This is a genomic window from Lutibacter sp. (assembly GCF_033723435.1).
Lineage (GTDB): Bacteria > Bacteroidota > Bacteroidia > Flavobacteriales > Flavobacteriaceae > Lutibacter.
Genome location: NZ_JAWVXC010000006.1, coordinates 176,790 through 192,657, shown reverse-complemented (window position 1 = coordinate 192,657; position 15,868 = coordinate 176,790). Strand labels below are relative to the sequence as shown.

Genomic DNA, 15,868 nt, shown 5'->3' with positions numbered 1-15,868 from the left:
AATTTTTTGTTTAAAAAGGGTGTGATATTCGCAAATGAAATTTTGAATCTCTAAAATCGAAAGGAATTCTGCCTGTTTTACCTAAAGCATAACTTATATTAATAATACTTTTTTCAGTTTTAAAGGATAAACCAAAACCAATACTATATAGTTTTTGGTTAACGTTATTAAAATCGTCTTTTAAAAAAGCAATATCAGTAATAGTGTATAAAGCATTGTTTTTATTTAAGGTGTAATAATATTCTACAGAAGAAATACTATATTTTGAGGTAAATATACTTTGCTCATCAAAACCTCTAATGGTGTTAATACCTCCAATTCTGTAAAGTTCATTTTGGTAATAATTATTAGAATTCAATAAGGCATTTTCGCTTTTAAAGAGAATACTGTTTTTAGTATTAAAATTTATTAGGTAAGTTCCTTTTATGTTAAGTTTTGTTTGTTGTTCTTTTGTTGCTGAAATTTTTCTGTTTCCAATTAAAAATTGGGTTTCTATTAAAAATTTGAACGGAAGGAAATCATTAAAAATATTTCTTTTAAAATAGGTGTAAGAAGCTCCATAATAATTGTTATTAAAATCAGCAAGGTTATTATTCGTTATGGGAGATTCAGTTAAATTTGATTTTTCACCATTATATATTATGGTGAATTTAGTATTCTGATTAATTTGATATGCTAATTGAACAGCAGTTTTGGAATTTAAGTAAGTTGAGTCTTGTTTAAAAATTGAAAACTCAAAATTTGGAGTGATAGGAGTATTAAAAATGTAAGGTGCATTAAATTGGATGTTTAGGGATTTGCTAGATTTTTGGAAACTTTTCCAGTTTAACTTTAAGTTCTCTCCATTGTTAAAAATATTATTTAAATTTAAATCTACATATCCATTAAATTGAATTTTATTACTAGATGGTTGATTTGCAAATCCAATAATTCCATCAAAATTATTATTTGATTTCTTTTTAAGATATAAAAATACAGAAGTAGAATCTTTATTAAATAAAACAGCAGGTTTTTTAATTTGAGATATAAAAGGTAATTGATTTAATCTATCACTAATTGATTTTAACGTTTTGGTATTAAAAACGGTGTTTTTTTTAATTTTAACAAAATAATTTAAAAATTTTCTAGGGAAGTTAGGGTATCCTTTTATAATCACATTTGTAATTTGTCTTTTTTTAGAAGGCTCAATAATTAAATCAGCTGTAAGTAAATGGTTATTTTCTTTTATATTATTTAAATAGATAGAAGTGAATGAAAAACCTTGAGATTCATAAAAATTAATAATGGAGTTTAAAGTAGATTCAATTTCATTGGTAGAAACTTCAAAATAGGTTGTTGTAGCTTTAATGTTGGTTAAACTATTTAATAACTTTTGATTCAGTTTAGGAGTATAATAAACTCTAATAGAATCAAACTTTTTATTTAAGGTGTAAGTGCAATTAATTATAGAATCTTTCTCCTTTATATTATAGGTGTTATTAAAGTAACCAGCTTTAACTAATATTTTTGAAATATTTTTTATTTCAGTGGTTGCGCTTTGTCTTTTTAAATGTTCTTTTTTATAAGGAATTCTTTTTAAAACATTTGTATTTAAACTGTCCTTTGTAAAAATATTTAATTGAAAATGTTGCGCGTTAATCCCTTCAAAACAGGTAACAAACAACATTAATAATATTGAATTTAGCTTGCTTTTCAAATTGACAAAAATTAGTTTGTTAATATACTATAATAATATGGTGTAATTTTAATAAAAAATAAAATAATTACAGGTTTGAAAAACAAGAAATTATTTGTAGATTTGCAAACTCTTAGAAAAGAGCTAAGTAAATTTAAAAGTAATTAATAACAAAATTTTAGTATGCCAACAATTTCGCAATTAGTACGAAAAGGAAGAACCAAAATAACTAAGAAGAGTAAATCGGCTGCTTTAAATTCTTGTCCTCAAAGACGAGGAGTGTGTACACGTGTATATACTACAACACCAAAAAAACCTAACTCAGCTATGCGTAAAGTAGCAAGGGTAAGGTTAACAAATGGTAACGAAGTAAATGCCTACATTCCTGGAGAAGGACATAATTTGCAAGAGCACTCGATAGTATTAGTTAGAGGTGGAAGGGTTAAAGATTTACCAGGAGTTAGGTATCATATTGTTCGTGGAGCATTAGATACAGCAGGTGTTGATGGAAGAACTCAACGTCGATCTAAATATGGTGCAAAAGCCCCAAAAAAGTAATTTAAAAACTTTAATGTAAAGAGATGAGAAAAAGGAAAGCGAAAAAAAGAGTTCTTTTACCAGATCCAAGATTTAATGATCAATTAGTTACGCGTTTTGTAAATAACTTAATGTGGGATGGTAAAAAATCCGTAGCTTTTAAAGTATTCTACGATGCTTTAGATATTGTAGAACAAAAGAAACAAGACGATGAAAAATCAAGTCTTGAAGTTTGGAAAGATGCGTTAAGTAATGTAATGCCACAAGTTGAGGTTAGAAGCCGAAGAATTGGTGGTGCAACATTTCAAATACCAGCACAAATTAGACCAGATAGAAAAGTATCTATCGCAATTAAATGGCTAATTAATTATTCAAGAAAAAGAAATGAAAAATCTATGGCGCAACGTTTAGCTGCCGAGATTCTTGCAGCTGCAAAAGAAGAAGGAGCAGCAGTTAAGAAAAGAGTAGATGTTCACAAAATGGCTGATGCTAATAAAGCATTCTCACACCTTAGATTTTAATAAAGTAAGAGATGGCAAGAGATTTAAAATACACTAGAAATATTGGAATTGCAGCTCATATTGATGCAGGTAAAACTACTGCAACTGAGCGAATTTTATACTATACAGGTGTTTCACATAAAATTGGAGAGGTTCATGATGGCGCTGCTACAATGGACTGGATGGAGCAAGAGCAAGAAAGAGGTATTACAATTACTTCTGCAGCTACGCATTGTAAATGGCCTTACAGAGGTAAAGAATATGCAGTAAATATTATTGACACTCCAGGTCACGTTGATTTTACGGTTGAAGTAGAGCGTTCATTAAGAGTTTTAGACGGTGTTGTTGCATTGTTTAGTGCTGTTGATGGTGTTGAACCACAATCTGAAACAGTTTGGAGACAAGCAGATAAATATAAAGTACCTAGATTAGGATTTGTAAATAAAATGGACCGTCAAGGTGCTGATTTCTTTAACGTTTGTAAACAAGTTAGAGAAATGTTAGGAGGTAACCCTGTTCCATTACAAGTTCCAATAGGAGATGAAATAGATTTTAAAGGTGTTGTAGATTTGATTTCCAAAAAAGCAATTGTTTGGAATGAAGCTGATATGGGTATGACCTATGAAGAAATTGAAATTCCAGCTGAACTACTTGATGATGTTGAGAAATATAGAGCTGAATTAGTAGAAGCTGTTGCAGAATATGATGAAGAATTATTGGAAAAATTCTTTGAAGATGAAGATTCAATTACTGAAGATGAAATAATTGCTGCATTACGTGCTGCAACTATTGATATGTCTATTATACCAATGATGTGTGGTTCTGCTTTTAAAAATAAAGGGGTTCAAGCTATGTTAGACGCTGTTATGCGTTTTCTACCTTCTCCATTAGATATTGAAGCTATTGAAGGTTTTGATCCAAAAACAGAACAACCTGCTTTTAGAAAACCAAATGTTAATGAACCATTTGCTGGTTTAGCATTTAAAATTGCAACCGATCCATTTGTTGGTCGCTTAGCATTTTTCCGTGCTTATTCAGGAGCTTTAGATGCTGGTTCATATGTGTTAAATACTCGTTCTGGTAAAAAAGAACGTATATCACGTATTTATCAAATGCATTCAAATAAACAAGAACCTATTGCTAGAATTGAAGCTGGAGATATTGGAGCAGCAGTTGGCTTTAAAGATATTAAAACAGGAGATACACTTTGTGATGAAAAACATCCAATAGTGTTAGAATCTATGACTTTCCCTGAGCCAGTTATTGGTATTGCTGTGGAGCCTAAAACTAAGGCGGATGTAGATAAATTAGGGATGGCCTTAGGTAAATTAGCGGAAGAAGATCCAACATTTGTAGTTAAAACAGATGAGGCTTCTGGTCAAACAATTATTTCTGGAATGGGTGAATTACACTTAGAGATTATTGTAGATCGTTTAAAACGTGAATTTAAAGTTGAAGTAAATGAAGGTCAGCCACAAGTAGAGTATAAAGAAGCTATTACTGCAAAAGCGGATCACCGTGAAGTTTATAAGAAACAATCTGGTGGACGTGGTAAATTTGCAGACATTAAATTTATAATGGAGCCTGCAGATGACGATAAACCAGGATTAGTTTTTGTGAATGAAATTAAAGGTGGTAACGTTCCAAAAGAATTTATTCCTTCAATTGAGAAAGGATTCAAAATGGCTATGAAAAATGGACCATTAGCAGGTTACGAAATGGATAGCTTAAAAATTACTTTATATGATGGATCTTTTCACGCAGTGGATTCAGATCAATTATCTTTTGAATTAGCTGCTAAAATGGGATATAAAGTTGCTGCAAAAGCTGCAAAAGCTGTAATTCTTGAGCCTATTATGAAGTTAGAGGTTGTTACTCCTGAAGAAAATATGGGAGATGTAGTTGGAGATTTAAACCGTAGAAGAGGACAAGTAAATGCAATGGATGATAGATCTGGAGCTAAAGTTGTAAAAGCAACAGTTCCTTTATCTGAAATGTTTGGATATGTAACTACATTAAGAACATTATCTTCAGGTAGAGCTACATCATCTATGGAGTTTTCACATTACGAACAAACTCCAAACAATATAGCAGAAGAAGTAATAGCAAAAGCAAAAGGTTAATCTCTAAATTATTAACGATGAGTCAAAAAATTAGAATAAAATTAAAATCATACGATTACAATTTAGTAGATAAATCTGCTGAAAAAATTGTAAAAACCGTAAAAAGTACGGGTGCAGTTGTAAACGGACCAATTCCATTACCAACTCATAAAAAGATTTTTACTGTATTGCGTTCACCACACGTAAACAAAAAATCTAGAGAACAATTTCAATTAAGTGCTTATAAACGTTTATTAGATATTTATAGTTCTTCATCAAAAACAATTGATGCTTTAATGAAATTGGAATTACCAAGTGGTGTTGAAGTAGAAATTAAAGTTTAAGTACTTTAAACATCGAAATGGAAATTTCGGTGACTTGTCCGGAGCGGTTGACGAAGGAAAAACGGAAAAATACATTCAGGGTTGAAGTATTTTGACCCTGTTTTTTTGAAATAAAAATAGAATAATAAATAATTAATTAATAAATAAACATGTCTGGGTTAATAGGAAGAAAAATCGGAATGACCAGTTTATATGACGAAAGTGGTAAAAATATACCATGTACAGTTATAGAAGCAGGTCCTTGTGTAGTTACCCAAGTCAGAACCGAAGAAGTAGATGGGTACAAAGCCCTTCAACTTGGTTTCGATGACAAAAAAGCAAAAAGCTCCAATAAAGCTTTAGATGGCCACTTTAAAAAAGCTGGAACCACTGCTAAAAGAAAAGTTATCGAATTTCAAAGTTTTGATGAGGAGCACAAATTAGGAGATCAAATTACTGTTGAACTTTTTACTGAAGGAGAGTTTGTTGATGTTTCAGCAACTTCAAAAGGAAAAGGTTTTCAAGGAGTAGTTAAACGTCACGGATTTGGTGGTGTGGGTCAAGCAACTCACGGTCAACATAACCGTTTAAGAGCGCCAGGTTCAATTGGTGCAGCATCTTATCCAGCTAGAGTATTCAAAGGAATGCGAATGGCAGGAAGAATGGGAGGAAATAAAGTTACAGTTCAAAATTTAAGAGTTTTAAAAGTAGTTCCAGAAAAGAATCTACTTGTGGTTAAAGGAGCAATTCCTGGTCATAAAAACGCTTATGTAATCATTCAGAAATAATGAAAGTATCAGTTTTAGACATACAAGGAAAAGATACAGGAAGAAAAGTTGAACTTTCTGATACTGTATATAGTATTGAGCCAAATAATCATGCCGTTTATTTAGATGTAAAACAATATTTGGCTAATAAACGACAAGGAACTCATAAAGCTAAAGAAAGAGGTGAAATAGCTGGAAGTACTCGAAAAATTAAAAAACAAAAAGGTACAGGTACAGCTCGTGCAGGAAGTATTAAATCTCCAGTTTTTAGAGGAGGTGGTAGAATTTTTGGTCCTAGACCTAAAGATTACTCTTTTAAATTAAATAAAAATTTAAAAAGATTAGCACGTAGATCAGCCTTAAGTATTCAAGCAAAAGAAAATAATATTTTAGTTGTGGAAGACTTCAGTTTTGAAACTCCAAAAACTAAAAATATTACTAATGTTTTAAAGGCTTTAGGAGTAGAAAACAAAAAATTATTATTTGTATTGGCTGAACAAAATAATAATGTATATTTGTCATCGCGCAATTTAAAAAGTGTTAAAACCGTAATGAATTCAGGATTAAGCACTTACGAATTATTAAATGCGAATAAAATAATTCTTTCTGAAAGTTCTTTAGAAGGAATTGAATCTAATTTAACTAAATAGGTAACGAAAATGAGTATTTTAATTAAACCTATTATAACAGAAAAAGCAACAAGTGATAGCGAACTATTTAACCGTTATGCATTTGTAGTAGATAAAAAAGCTAACAAGCTTGAAATTAAAAATGCTGTAGAAGAAGTTTACGGTGTTACAATTGAAAGTGTTAAAACTATGAATTACCCTATGAAAAGAAAGTCTAAATACACTAAAAATGGTGTTGTTCAGGCTAAAGTTGGAGGGTATAAAAAAGCAATAGTTCAGTTAGCAGAAGGAGATAATATTGATTTTTATAGCAATATCTAAGAAAAGATACAATGTCAGTTAGAAAATTAAAACCAATAACACCAGGTCAGCGTTTTAGAGTAGTAAATGGGTTCGACACCATAACTACTGATAAGCCGGAGAAAAGTTTATTAGCTCCGAAAAAAAGATCTGGAGGTCGAAACAACAGAGGGAAAATGACTATGCGTTACTTAGGTGGCGGTCATAAAAAACAATATCGTATTATCGATTTTAAAAGAGATAAAAACGATGTTCCTGCAATAGTTAAAAGTATTGAGTATGATCCAAATCGTACTGCATTTATTGCTTTATTGCATTATGCAGATGGAGCAAAAAGATACATTATAGCACAAGCAGGATTAAAAGTTGGACAACAAGTAATTTCAGGCGATGGAGCTACTCCTGATGTTGGAAATACTATGTTGTTAAGCAAAATTCCTTTAGGAACTACAATTTCTTGTATAGAGTTACATCCAGGTCAAGGAGCTGTTATTGCTCGTAGTGCTGGATCATTTGCTCAATTAATGGCAAGAGATGGAAAATATGCAACCATTAAATTACCTTCAGGAGAAACTAGATTAATTTTAGTTACTTGTGTTGCTACAATTGGTGCAGTGTCAAACTCTGACCATCAATTATTAGTTTCAGGTAAAGCTGGTAGAACTCGTTGGTTAGGAAGAAGACCTAGAACTAGAGCCGTTGTAATGAATCCTGTGGATCATCCAATGGGAGGTGGTGAAGGTCGTTCATCTGGAGGACACCCAAGATCAAGAAATGGAATTCCTGCTAAAGGATTCAAAACAAGATCTAAGGTTAAAGCGAGTAATAAATATATTATAGAACGTAGAAAAAAATAATTAAGATATGGCACGTTCATTAAAAAAAGGACCTTACGTTTTTCATAAACTTGATAAAAAAGTTCAAGTTAATATTGAGTCAGGAAAAAAATCAGTAATCAAAACTTGGTCAAGAGCCTCTATGATTACACCAGATTTTGTAGGACAAACAATAGCTGTTCATAACGGTCGTCAGTTTGTACCAGTTTATGTTACAGAAAACATGGTAGGGCATAAATTAGGAGAATTTTCACCAACACGTTCCTATAGAGGACACGCTGGTGCTAAAAATAAAGGTAAAAAATAGTAGGTAATCATGGGAGTTCGAAAAAAAATAAGAGCACAACAAATAAAAGAAGAGAAAAAGCAATTAGCTTTTGCTAAGCTTACAGGTTGTCCTACGTCACCAAGAAAAATGCGCTTAGTTGCAGATTTAGTTAGAGGAGTTGAAGTTGAAAAAGCTCTTCAAATTTTAAAATTCAATGCAAAAGAAGCATCTATAAATCTTGAAAAATTATTATTGAGTGCTATTGCAAACTGGCAAGCAAAAAATGAGGATTCAAATATTGAGGACGCTGGACTTTTTGTTAAAGAAATTTTTGTAGACAGCGCAGGTATGTTAAAAAGATTAAGACCAGCTCCACAAGGTAGAGCTCACAGAATTAGAAAACGTTCTAATCATGTGACATTAATCTTAGGAAGTAAAAATGTAAGCAATTAATCAGAAGTAGAAATGGGACAAAAAACAAATCCAATAGGAAACCGAATAGGAATTATCAGAGGATGGGAATCTAACTGGTACGGAGGAAGAAACTACGGAGATAAAATTGCTGAAGACGATAAAATAAGAAGGTATGTAAATGCCAGATTATCTAAAGCAAGTGTTTCATCTGTAATTATTGAGCGTACACTTAAACTTGTAACCGTTACTATCACTACTGCAAGACCTGGTATTATTATTGGGAAAGGCGGACAAGAGGTAGACAAGTTAAAAGAAGAGCTTAAAAAAATCTCAGGTAAAGAAGTACAAATCAATATTTTTGAAATTAAACGTCCAGAATTAGATGCACGTTTAGTAGCTTCAAGTATAGCTCGTCAAATTGAAAATAGAATTTCATATAGAAGAGCAATTAAAATGGCTATCGCTGCAACTATGAGAATGAATGCTGAAGGAATTAAAGTTCAAATTTCAGGTCGTTTAAATGGTGCTGAAATGGCACGTTCAGAACACTATAAAGAAGGAAGAATTCCTCTTTCAACTTTTAGAGCAGATATTGATTATGCACTTGTAGAAGCTCATACTACCTACGGCCGATTAGGTGTTAAAGTATGGATTATGAAAGGCGAGGTTTATGGTAAAAGAGAATTATCACCATTAGTTGGTTTATCTAAAAAACAAGGTAAATCAGATAAAGGTTCAAGAGGAAACTCAAGACGTTCTCAATCCCCTCGTAAAAGAAAATAAATTTTTAAAATTTAGAAGGTAAAATGTTACAGCCAAAGAGAGTAAAATATCGTAAAGTACAGAAGGGGAAGGGGAACATGCATGGAAACTCACAAAGAGGGCACCGACTTTCTAACGGAATGTTTGGTATCAAATCTTTAGACCAAGACTTACTTACATCTCGACAAATAGAAGCAGCGCGTATTGCAGCTACTAGACATATGAAAAGAGAAGGACAATTATGGATTAAAATATTTCCAGATAAGCCAATTACCAAAAAACCATTAGAAGTACGTATGGGTAAAGGTAAAGGAGCTCCTGAATATTTTGTTGCAGTTGTTAAACCTGGTAGAATTCTATTTGAAGTAGGAGGAGTATCTATTGAAGTAGCAAAAGAAGCTTTACGTTTAGCAGCGCAAAAACTTCCTGTGAAAACTAAGTTTGTGATAGCTAGAGATTTTGATAACGCTTAATAACCGATTAAGAAAATGAAACAATCAGAAATTAAAGAATTATCAACGGAAGAGTTACAAGATAAACTTGGAAGTTTAAAGAAAAGTTATATTGATCTAAAAATGGCTCATACAATATCACCATTGGAAGTTCCAATGCAATTGAGAGCCCTTAGAAGAAGTGTAGCCAGAGTTGCTACAGAATTAACTAAAAGAGAATTACAATAATTGTATTCAGAAGTAAAAGATGGAAAAAAGAAATCTTAGAAAAGAAAGAATAGGTGTAGTTTCAAGTAACAAAATGGAGAAATCTATAGTTGTTTCTGAAGTAAAAAAGGTGAAACACCCTATGTACGGAAAATTCGTGTCAAGCACAAAAAAATATGTTGCACACGATGAGAAAAATGATTGCAATATTGGTGATACTGTTAAAATAATGGAAACTCGTCCAATGAGTAAATCTAAACGTTGGAGATTAGTAGAAATCCTAGAAAGAGCTAAATAATTATGTTACAAACAGAATCAAGATTAAGAGTAGCAGATAATACTGGAGCTAAAGAAGTTTTGGTTATCCGCGTTTTGGGAGGAACTAAAAAAAGATATGCTTCTATTGGTGATAAAATAGTAGTATCTATTAAAGATGCTACACCTAATGGAACAGTTAAAAAAGGTCAAGTTTCTAAAGCAGTTGTTGTTAGAACGAAGAAAGAAATTAGAAGAAAAGATGGATCTTACATAAGATTTGATGATAATGCTTGTGTATTATTAGACGCTACTTCTGGTGAAATGAAAGGAACTCGTGTTTTTGGACCAGTTGCTAGGGAACTTCGTGAAAAACAGTTTATGAAAATTGTATCATTAGCACCTGAAGTGCTTTAATAAAACAATAAGAAAATGAAGTTAAAGATAAAATCAGGAGATACTGTTAAAGTTATGGCAGGTGACCATAAAGGAGAACAAGGTAAAGTAGTTGAAGTTTTTGCTAACAAAAACAGAGCTACTGTTGAAGGTGTTAATTTGATTTCAAAACACACCAAACCAAGTGCTCAAAATCCGCAAGGAGGAATAGTAAAAAAAGAAGCTTCTATACACATTTCTAATTTAATGTTAGTTGAAAATGGAGAACCAACTAAAGTTAAATTTAGAATTGAAGATGGTAAAAAAGTTAGGGTTTCAAAAAAATCTGATAAAGTAATTTAGATATGGCTTATACACCAAGACTTAAAGAAGAATATAAAACTAGAGTTATTAAAGCTCTTACTGAAGAATTCAGTTATAAAAATGTAATGCAAGTTCCTAAATTACAAAAAATTGTAATTAGTAAAGGAGTTGGTGCTGCTGTAGCTGATAAAAAATTAGTTGATTATGCAGTTGAAGAATTAACAAATATTTCTGGACAACAAGCTATATCAACAATATCTAAAAAAGACGTTGCAACATTCAAACTTCGTAAAGGAATGCCAATTGGTGCAAAAGTTACACTTAGAGGAGATAAAATGTTCGATTTTTTAGATAAATTAGTAACAACTGCTTTACCACGTGTTAGAGATTTCAATGGTATTAAAGCTAATGGTTTTGATGGCAGAGGAAACTATAATTTAGGTATTACAGAACAAATCATTTTCCCTGAAATTGATATTGATAAAGTGCACAAAATTGGAGGTATGGATATTACATTTGTAACATCTGCAAATACTGATAAAGAGGCAAAATCATTATTAAGTGAATTAGGTTTACCATTTAAAAAAAAATAAGAAATGGCTAAAGAATCAATGAAAGCCCGCGAGGTTAAAAGAAGAAAGTTAGTAGATAAATATGCTGAAAAACGTAAAGCTTTAAAAGAAGCTGGAGATTATGAAGCATTACAAAAACTACCAAAAAATGCATCACCAGTTCGTTTACACAATCGTTGTAAATTAACAGGAAGACCAAAAGGTTATATGAGGCAATTTGGTATATCACGTGTAACTTTCCGTGAAATGGCCAACCAAGGGTTAATACCAGGAGTTAAAAAGGCTAGCTGGTAAATTATAAATTGGTTTTAGGTTCAATAAAATATTGAAAACCGAAACCGCAAATTAATAAATATGATTACAGATCCAATCGCAGATTATCTAACACGAGTTAGAAATGCAATTATGGCAGGCCACAGAGTTGTTGAAATTCCGGCTTCAAAAATTAAAAAAGAAATTACCAAGATCTTATTTGATCAAGGTTACATTTTAAGCTATAAATTTGAAGATAATAACGTTCAAGGTGTTATTAAAATAGCTTTAAAATATAATAAAGAAACAAAGGCATCCGTAATAAAAAAATTACAGAGAGTTAGTACACCAGGATTACGAAAATATTTTGGAGCTAATGATTTGCCACGTGTGTTAAATGGATTAGGCATAGCAATAGTATCTACTTCAAAAGGTGTGATGACAAGCAAACAAGCTCGTCAACAACATGTAGGAGGAGAAGTATTATGTTTTGTATATTAATAAATAAACTGAACAAAGATGTCAAGAATAGGAAATAATCCAATTACTTTACCAGAAGGAGTTACATTTGAAATTAATAATAATGTAGTTACTGTAAAAGGTAAATTAGGAGAATTATCACAGGAAATTACAGATGATATTACTGTTGAAGCTATAGATGGAACTATTGTTTTAAAACGACCATCTGAAAGTAAAAGCCATAAAGCAAAACATGGTTTATATAGGTCATTAATTAATAATATGATTGTTGGTGTATCTAAAGGATGGACTAAAGAACTTGAACTTGTAGGTGTAGGTTATAGAGCCTCAAACCAAGGACAAGTACTAGACTTAGCTTTAGGATTTTCACACAATATTATTTTAGATGTTGCTCCAGAAGTAAAAGTTGAAACAGTTTCTGAAAAAGGAAAAAATCCAATAGTTAAATTAACTTCGTTTGATAAACAATTAGTAGGTGCAGTTGCGGCAAAAATTAGAGCTTTCCGTAAACCAGAACCATACAAAGGAAAAGGAGTTAAATTTGTAGGAGAAGTATTAAGAAGAAAAGCAGGTAAATCTGCATAATAAGTTATAGTATTATGGCATTATCAAAGCTTGAAAGAAGACAAAGAATTAAACACAGAATTAGAAAAGTAGTTTTTGGAACTGCAACTAAACCTAGATTATCTGTGTTTAGAAGTAATAAAGAAATTTATGCTCAATTAGTAGATGATAAAACAGGTACAACATTAGTATCTGTATCATCAAGAGATAAAGAAATTGAATCCAAAGGGTCAAAATCAGAAATTGCCAAATTAGTTGGTAAATCAGTTGCAGAAAAGGCAATTAAAGCTGGAGTTGAAACTATTGCATTTGATAGAAATGGATTTTTGTATCACGGTAGAGTTAAAGCTCTAGCAGACGCTGCAAGAGAAGCAGGTTTAAAATTTTAGTATAATATGTATCATAAATACAAAAACGTAGAAAGAGTAAAACCTAGCGGTTTAGAACTACAAGATCATTTAGTAGGTGTTCAAAGAGTTACTAAAGTAACTAAAGGAGGTAGAGCATTTGGATTTTCAGCTATTGTTGTAGTTGGAGATGGAAATGGTGTTGTTGGACATGGTTTAGGTAAATCTAAAGATGTTGCTTCAGCAATTGCAAAAGCAATAGAAGATGCAAAGAAAAACTTAGTTAGAATTCCTATTTTTAACCAAACTTTACCACACGAACAAAAAGGTAAATTTGGAGGAGCAAGAGTGTTTTTAAAACCAGCATCACATGGTACTGGAGTTATTGCAGGTGGAGCGGTTCGTGCCGTATTGGAATCTGTAGGAGTTCATGATGTACTTTCAAAATCACAAGGTTCATCAAACCCTCATAATGTTGTAAAAGCAACTTTTGATGCTTTATTACAACTTAGAAGTGCTAGTATGATTGCTAAAGAAAGAGGTATTTCTTTAGATAAAGTGTTTAATGGTTAAAAGGAAGTACTATGGCAAAAATAAAAGTAACACAAGTTAGAAGTAAAATTAGACGTCCAAAAGATCAAAAAAGAACTCTTGAAGCTCTAGGTTTACATAACATGAATCAGGTTGTGGAGCACGAAGCTACTCCTTCAATCCTTGGAATGGTAAATAAAGTTAAACACTTAGTTTCTGTTGAAGAAATTAAATAACAATTTATAAAGCGATGACATTAAATAACTTACAACCTGCTAAAGGTTCAGTTAAAACTCAAGGGAAACGAATTGGTAGAGGAGAAGGATCAGGAAAAGGTGGAACTGCTACTCGTGGACATAAAGGAGCAAAATCTAGATCAGGTTATTCAAGAAAAGTAGGTTTTGAAGGAGGTCAAATGCCTTTACAAAGACGTGTTCCAAAATTTGGATTTAAAAACATTAACCGAAAAGAATATGTTGGTGTAAATTTAAGTAAACTTCAATCTTTAGTAGATGATAAAAAAGTGAAGGATACAGTTACATTAGACGTTTTGGTTGAAAACCGTTTAGCACGTAAAAATGATTTAGTAAAAATATTAGGTAACGGAGAGCTTAAAGCAAAATTAAATATTACTGTTCATAAATATACTGCAACAGCTAAAGCAGCTATTGAAAGTGCAGGTGGTACAGCAGAAACGATATAATTAATAAAAAGCAATGAAAGAATTTATTCAAACCATACAAGACATTTGGAAAATAGAAGAACTTAGAAATAAAATTCTATTAACGCTTGGCTTTATGGCAATTTATCGTTTTGCTGCTCAAATTCCATTACCAGGAATTGATATTGCTGTAGCTCAAGCTGCATTGCATAATCAAACAAGTGGTGGAGGAATTTTAGGTTTATTAGATATGTTTACTGGTGGAGCTTTTGCAAAAGCTTCAGTAGTAGCTTTAGGTATTATGCCTTACATTTCAGCATCTATTGTTGTTCAGTTAATGGGAATCGCAGTTCCTTATTTGCAAAAACTTCAAAAAGATGGAGAAAGCGGAAGAAAGAAAATAAATCAAATTACACGTTGGTTAACTATAGCAATTACTATGGTTCAAGGACCAGCTTATATTACAAATATTTATCAATTAATTCCTTCATCAGCATTTTACATTAGTGGAACTATGTTTTGGTTAACCTCTATGGTTGTGTTAACTGCGGGTACTATTTTTGCTATGTGGCTTGGTGAAAAAATTACAGATAAAGGTATTGGTAACGGTATTTCGTTATTAATTATGATTGGTATTATTGCTCGTTTTCCAGGTGCATTCTTTCAAGAGGCTGTTTCTAAAGTTACCGCTTCAAATGGAGGATTAATTATGATTTTAATTGAAATTGTAGTATGGTTCTTAGTAATTTTGATAAGTGTATATTTAGTTACTGCAGTTAGAAGAATATCGGTTCAGTATGCAAGAAAATCTGTTGCTGGTAATATTAAAAGTGTTGCCGGAGCAAGAGATTATATTCCATTAAAATTAAATTCTTCTGGTGTAATGCCGATAATATTTGCACAAGCAATTATGTTTGCGCCTGCATTATTAGGAAGATCAGATAATCAAATTATTAAGTCTATTGGACTTGAATTTGGAAATATGTTTGGAGTTTGGTATAACTTATTATTTGCTTTTTTAATTATAATATTTAGTTATTTTTATACAGCAATTACTATTCCAACAAACAAAATGGCAGATGATTTAAAACGAAGTGGTGGATTTATACCTGGAATTAGACCAGGAAAAGATACTGCTGAATTATTAGATCGTATTTTGTCATTAATAACATTTCCAGGATCCATATTTTTAGCATTAGTAGCTATTTTGCCATCTATTGTTATTAATTTTGGAATAACACATTCTTGGGCATTATTTTATGGAGGAACCTCATTGTTAATTATGGTAGGAGTTGCAATTGATACCATTCAACAAATTAACTCTCATTTACTAAATCGTCATTATGATGGTTTAATGAAAAAAGGAACTAAACGAAAATCAGCTATATAATGGCAAAACAACCAGCCATACAACAAGATGGAACAATTACTGAAGCTTTGTCTAATGCAATGTTTCGTGTAGAGTTGGAAAACGGACATGTGGTAACTGCACATATTTCGGGTAAAATGCGTATGCATTATATTAAACTTTTACCTGGAGATAAAGTGAAGTTAGAAATGAGTCCGTATGATTTATCAAAAGCAAGAATTACTTACAGATATTAAAGTATTAAACCGATGAAAGTTAGAACATCAGTAAAAAAGAGAAGTGCCGAGTGCAAAATTGTGCGTAGAAAAGGCAGATTATATGTAATCAATAAAAAGAATCCTAGATTTAAACAAAGACAAGGATAAT

The 15,868-nt window shown here is 31.6% G+C and carries 28 protein-coding genes; 27 read left to right on the top strand and 1 reads right to left on the bottom strand.

Annotation, left to right across the window (positions count from 1 at the left end):
• Nucleotides 1–10 precede the first annotated feature (10 nt).
• Nucleotides 11–1,696: a hypothetical protein gene (locus R3342_RS10595; protein ID WP_318940032.1), complete on the bottom strand. Its 1,686-nt coding sequence runs from the start codon at nt 1,694–1,696 to the stop codon at nt 11–13.
• A 162-nt stretch (nt 1,697–1,858) separates the two neighbouring features.
• On the opposite strand from R3342_RS10595, the gene rpsL reads away from it, so the two are divergent.
• The 27 genes from rpsL (at nt 1,859) to ykgO (ending at nt 15,867) form a co-directional block, all read left to right on the top strand.
• On the top strand, nt 1,859–2,233 hold the full coding sequence (gene rpsL / locus R3342_RS10590; protein WP_318940030.1) for a 30S ribosomal protein S12: 375 nt from the start codon (nt 1,859–1,861) through the stop codon (nt 2,231–2,233).
• Nucleotides 2,234–2,256: 23 nt separating this feature from the next.
• Nucleotides 2,257–2,733 carry a 30S ribosomal protein S7 gene (gene rpsG, locus R3342_RS10585; RefSeq protein WP_318940029.1) on the top strand — a complete coding sequence of 159 codons (477 nt, stop codon included), beginning with the start codon at nt 2,257–2,259 and terminating at the stop codon, nt 2,731–2,733.
• A gap of 11 nt (nt 2,734–2,744) precedes the next feature.
• A complete protein-coding gene (gene fusA / locus R3342_RS10580; protein ID WP_318940027.1) occupies nt 2,745–4,835 on the top strand; it encodes an elongation factor G in 2,091 nt (696 codons plus the stop codon).
• A 17-nt stretch (nt 4,836–4,852) separates the two neighbouring features.
• Entirely contained in the window at nt 4,853–5,158 is a 306-nt protein-coding gene (gene rpsJ, locus R3342_RS10575) for a 30S ribosomal protein S10 (RefSeq protein ID WP_075342599.1), read from the top strand.
• A 149-nt stretch (nt 5,159–5,307) separates the two neighbouring features.
• Nucleotides 5,308–5,925, top strand: coding sequence for a 50S ribosomal protein L3 (gene rplC / locus R3342_RS10570; RefSeq protein WP_318940015.1), 618 nt, complete (start codon nt 5,308–5,310; stop codon nt 5,923–5,925).
• Nucleotides 5,925–6,554, top strand: coding sequence for a 50S ribosomal protein L4 (gene rplD / locus R3342_RS10565; protein WP_318940013.1), 630 nt, complete (start codon nt 5,925–5,927; stop codon nt 6,552–6,554). The genes rplC and rplD overlap by 1 nt, the downstream gene beginning before the upstream one ends.
• A gap of 9 nt (nt 6,555–6,563) precedes the next feature.
• Nucleotides 6,564–6,854, top strand: a complete 291-nt coding sequence (gene rplW / locus R3342_RS10560) for a 50S ribosomal protein L23 (RefSeq protein WP_318940011.1) — start codon at nt 6,564–6,566, stop codon at nt 6,852–6,854.
• Between the two features lie 11 nt (nt 6,855–6,865).
• Nucleotides 6,866–7,690, top strand: a complete 825-nt coding sequence (gene rplB / locus R3342_RS10555) for a 50S ribosomal protein L2 (RefSeq protein WP_318940008.1) — start codon at nt 6,866–6,868, stop codon at nt 7,688–7,690.
• A gap of 7 nt (nt 7,691–7,697) precedes the next feature.
• Entirely contained in the window at nt 7,698–7,976 is a 279-nt protein-coding gene (gene rpsS / locus R3342_RS10550; protein ID WP_318940007.1) for a 30S ribosomal protein S19, read from the top strand.
• Between the two features lie 9 nt (nt 7,977–7,985).
• Nucleotides 7,986–8,390, top strand: a complete 405-nt coding sequence (gene rplV / locus R3342_RS10545) for a 50S ribosomal protein L22 (protein WP_318940005.1) — start codon at nt 7,986–7,988, stop codon at nt 8,388–8,390.
• A gap of 12 nt (nt 8,391–8,402) precedes the next feature.
• A complete protein-coding gene (gene rpsC / locus R3342_RS10540) occupies nt 8,403–9,134 on the top strand; it encodes a 30S ribosomal protein S3 (protein ID WP_318940003.1) in 732 nt (243 codons plus the stop codon).
• Nucleotides 9,135–9,157: 23 nt separating this feature from the next.
• Nucleotides 9,158–9,586, top strand: coding sequence for a 50S ribosomal protein L16 (gene rplP, locus R3342_RS10535; RefSeq protein ID WP_318940001.1), 429 nt, complete (start codon nt 9,158–9,160; stop codon nt 9,584–9,586).
• A gap of 15 nt (nt 9,587–9,601) precedes the next feature.
• A complete protein-coding gene (rpmC, locus tag R3342_RS10530; RefSeq protein WP_318940000.1) occupies nt 9,602–9,793 on the top strand; it encodes a 50S ribosomal protein L29 in 192 nt (63 codons plus the stop codon).
• Between the two features lie 19 nt (nt 9,794–9,812).
• A complete protein-coding gene (gene rpsQ, locus R3342_RS10525; RefSeq protein WP_318939998.1) occupies nt 9,813–10,070 on the top strand; it encodes a 30S ribosomal protein S17 in 258 nt (85 codons plus the stop codon).
• Nucleotides 10,071–10,072: 2 nt separating this feature from the next.
• Nucleotides 10,073–10,444, top strand: a complete 372-nt coding sequence (rplN, locus tag R3342_RS10520) for a 50S ribosomal protein L14 (RefSeq protein WP_318939997.1) — start codon at nt 10,073–10,075, stop codon at nt 10,442–10,444.
• Nucleotides 10,445–10,459: 15 nt separating this feature from the next.
• Nucleotides 10,460–10,765, top strand: a complete 306-nt coding sequence (gene rplX / locus R3342_RS10515) for a 50S ribosomal protein L24 (RefSeq protein WP_318939995.1) — start codon at nt 10,460–10,462, stop codon at nt 10,763–10,765.
• A gap of 2 nt (nt 10,766–10,767) precedes the next feature.
• Nucleotides 10,768–11,319: a 50S ribosomal protein L5 gene (rplE, locus tag R3342_RS10510; protein ID WP_318939993.1), complete on the top strand. Its 552-nt coding sequence runs from the start codon at nt 10,768–10,770 to the stop codon at nt 11,317–11,319.
• A gap of 3 nt (nt 11,320–11,322) precedes the next feature.
• Entirely contained in the window at nt 11,323–11,592 is a 270-nt protein-coding gene (gene rpsN, locus R3342_RS10505) for a 30S ribosomal protein S14 (protein ID WP_318939992.1), read from the top strand.
• 60 nt (nt 11,593–11,652) lie between these two features.
• Nucleotides 11,653–12,051, top strand: coding sequence for a 30S ribosomal protein S8 (gene rpsH / locus R3342_RS10500; RefSeq protein WP_318939991.1), 399 nt, complete (start codon nt 11,653–11,655; stop codon nt 12,049–12,051).
• A gap of 18 nt (nt 12,052–12,069) precedes the next feature.
• Nucleotides 12,070–12,615 carry a 50S ribosomal protein L6 gene (gene rplF / locus R3342_RS10495; protein ID WP_318939990.1) on the top strand — a complete coding sequence of 182 codons (546 nt, stop codon included), beginning with the start codon at nt 12,070–12,072 and terminating at the stop codon, nt 12,613–12,615.
• Nucleotides 12,616–12,629: 14 nt separating this feature from the next.
• Nucleotides 12,630–12,983, top strand: a complete 354-nt coding sequence (rplR, locus tag R3342_RS10490; protein ID WP_318939989.1) for a 50S ribosomal protein L18 — start codon at nt 12,630–12,632, stop codon at nt 12,981–12,983.
• Nucleotides 12,984–12,989: 6 nt separating this feature from the next.
• The gene (gene rpsE / locus R3342_RS10485) at nt 12,990–13,514 is read left to right on the top strand and encodes a 30S ribosomal protein S5 (protein ID WP_318939988.1); all 525 of its coding nucleotides are present in this window, start codon (nt 12,990–12,992) and stop codon (nt 13,512–13,514) included.
• A gap of 11 nt (nt 13,515–13,525) precedes the next feature.
• Nucleotides 13,526–13,708 carry a 50S ribosomal protein L30 gene (gene rpmD, locus R3342_RS10480; RefSeq protein ID WP_318939986.1) on the top strand — a complete coding sequence of 61 codons (183 nt, stop codon included), beginning with the start codon at nt 13,526–13,528 and terminating at the stop codon, nt 13,706–13,708.
• 14 nt (nt 13,709–13,722) lie between these two features.
• Nucleotides 13,723–14,175, top strand: a complete 453-nt coding sequence (gene rplO / locus R3342_RS10475) for a 50S ribosomal protein L15 (RefSeq protein ID WP_318939984.1) — start codon at nt 13,723–13,725, stop codon at nt 14,173–14,175.
• A 13-nt stretch (nt 14,176–14,188) separates the two neighbouring features.
• Entirely contained in the window at nt 14,189–15,523 is a 1,335-nt protein-coding gene (gene secY, locus R3342_RS10470; RefSeq protein WP_318939983.1) for a preprotein translocase subunit SecY, read from the top strand.
• Nucleotides 15,523–15,738 carry a translation initiation factor IF-1 gene (gene infA / locus R3342_RS10465; RefSeq protein WP_028887454.1) on the top strand — a complete coding sequence of 72 codons (216 nt, stop codon included), beginning with the start codon at nt 15,523–15,525 and terminating at the stop codon, nt 15,736–15,738. The genes secY and infA overlap by 1 nt, the downstream gene beginning before the upstream one ends.
• A 12-nt stretch (nt 15,739–15,750) precedes the next feature.
• The gene (ykgO, locus tag R3342_RS10460) at nt 15,751–15,867 is read left to right on the top strand and encodes a type B 50S ribosomal protein L36 (RefSeq protein ID WP_081932050.1); all 117 of its coding nucleotides are present in this window, start codon (nt 15,751–15,753) and stop codon (nt 15,865–15,867) included.
• Nucleotide 15,868 lies beyond the last annotated feature (1 nt).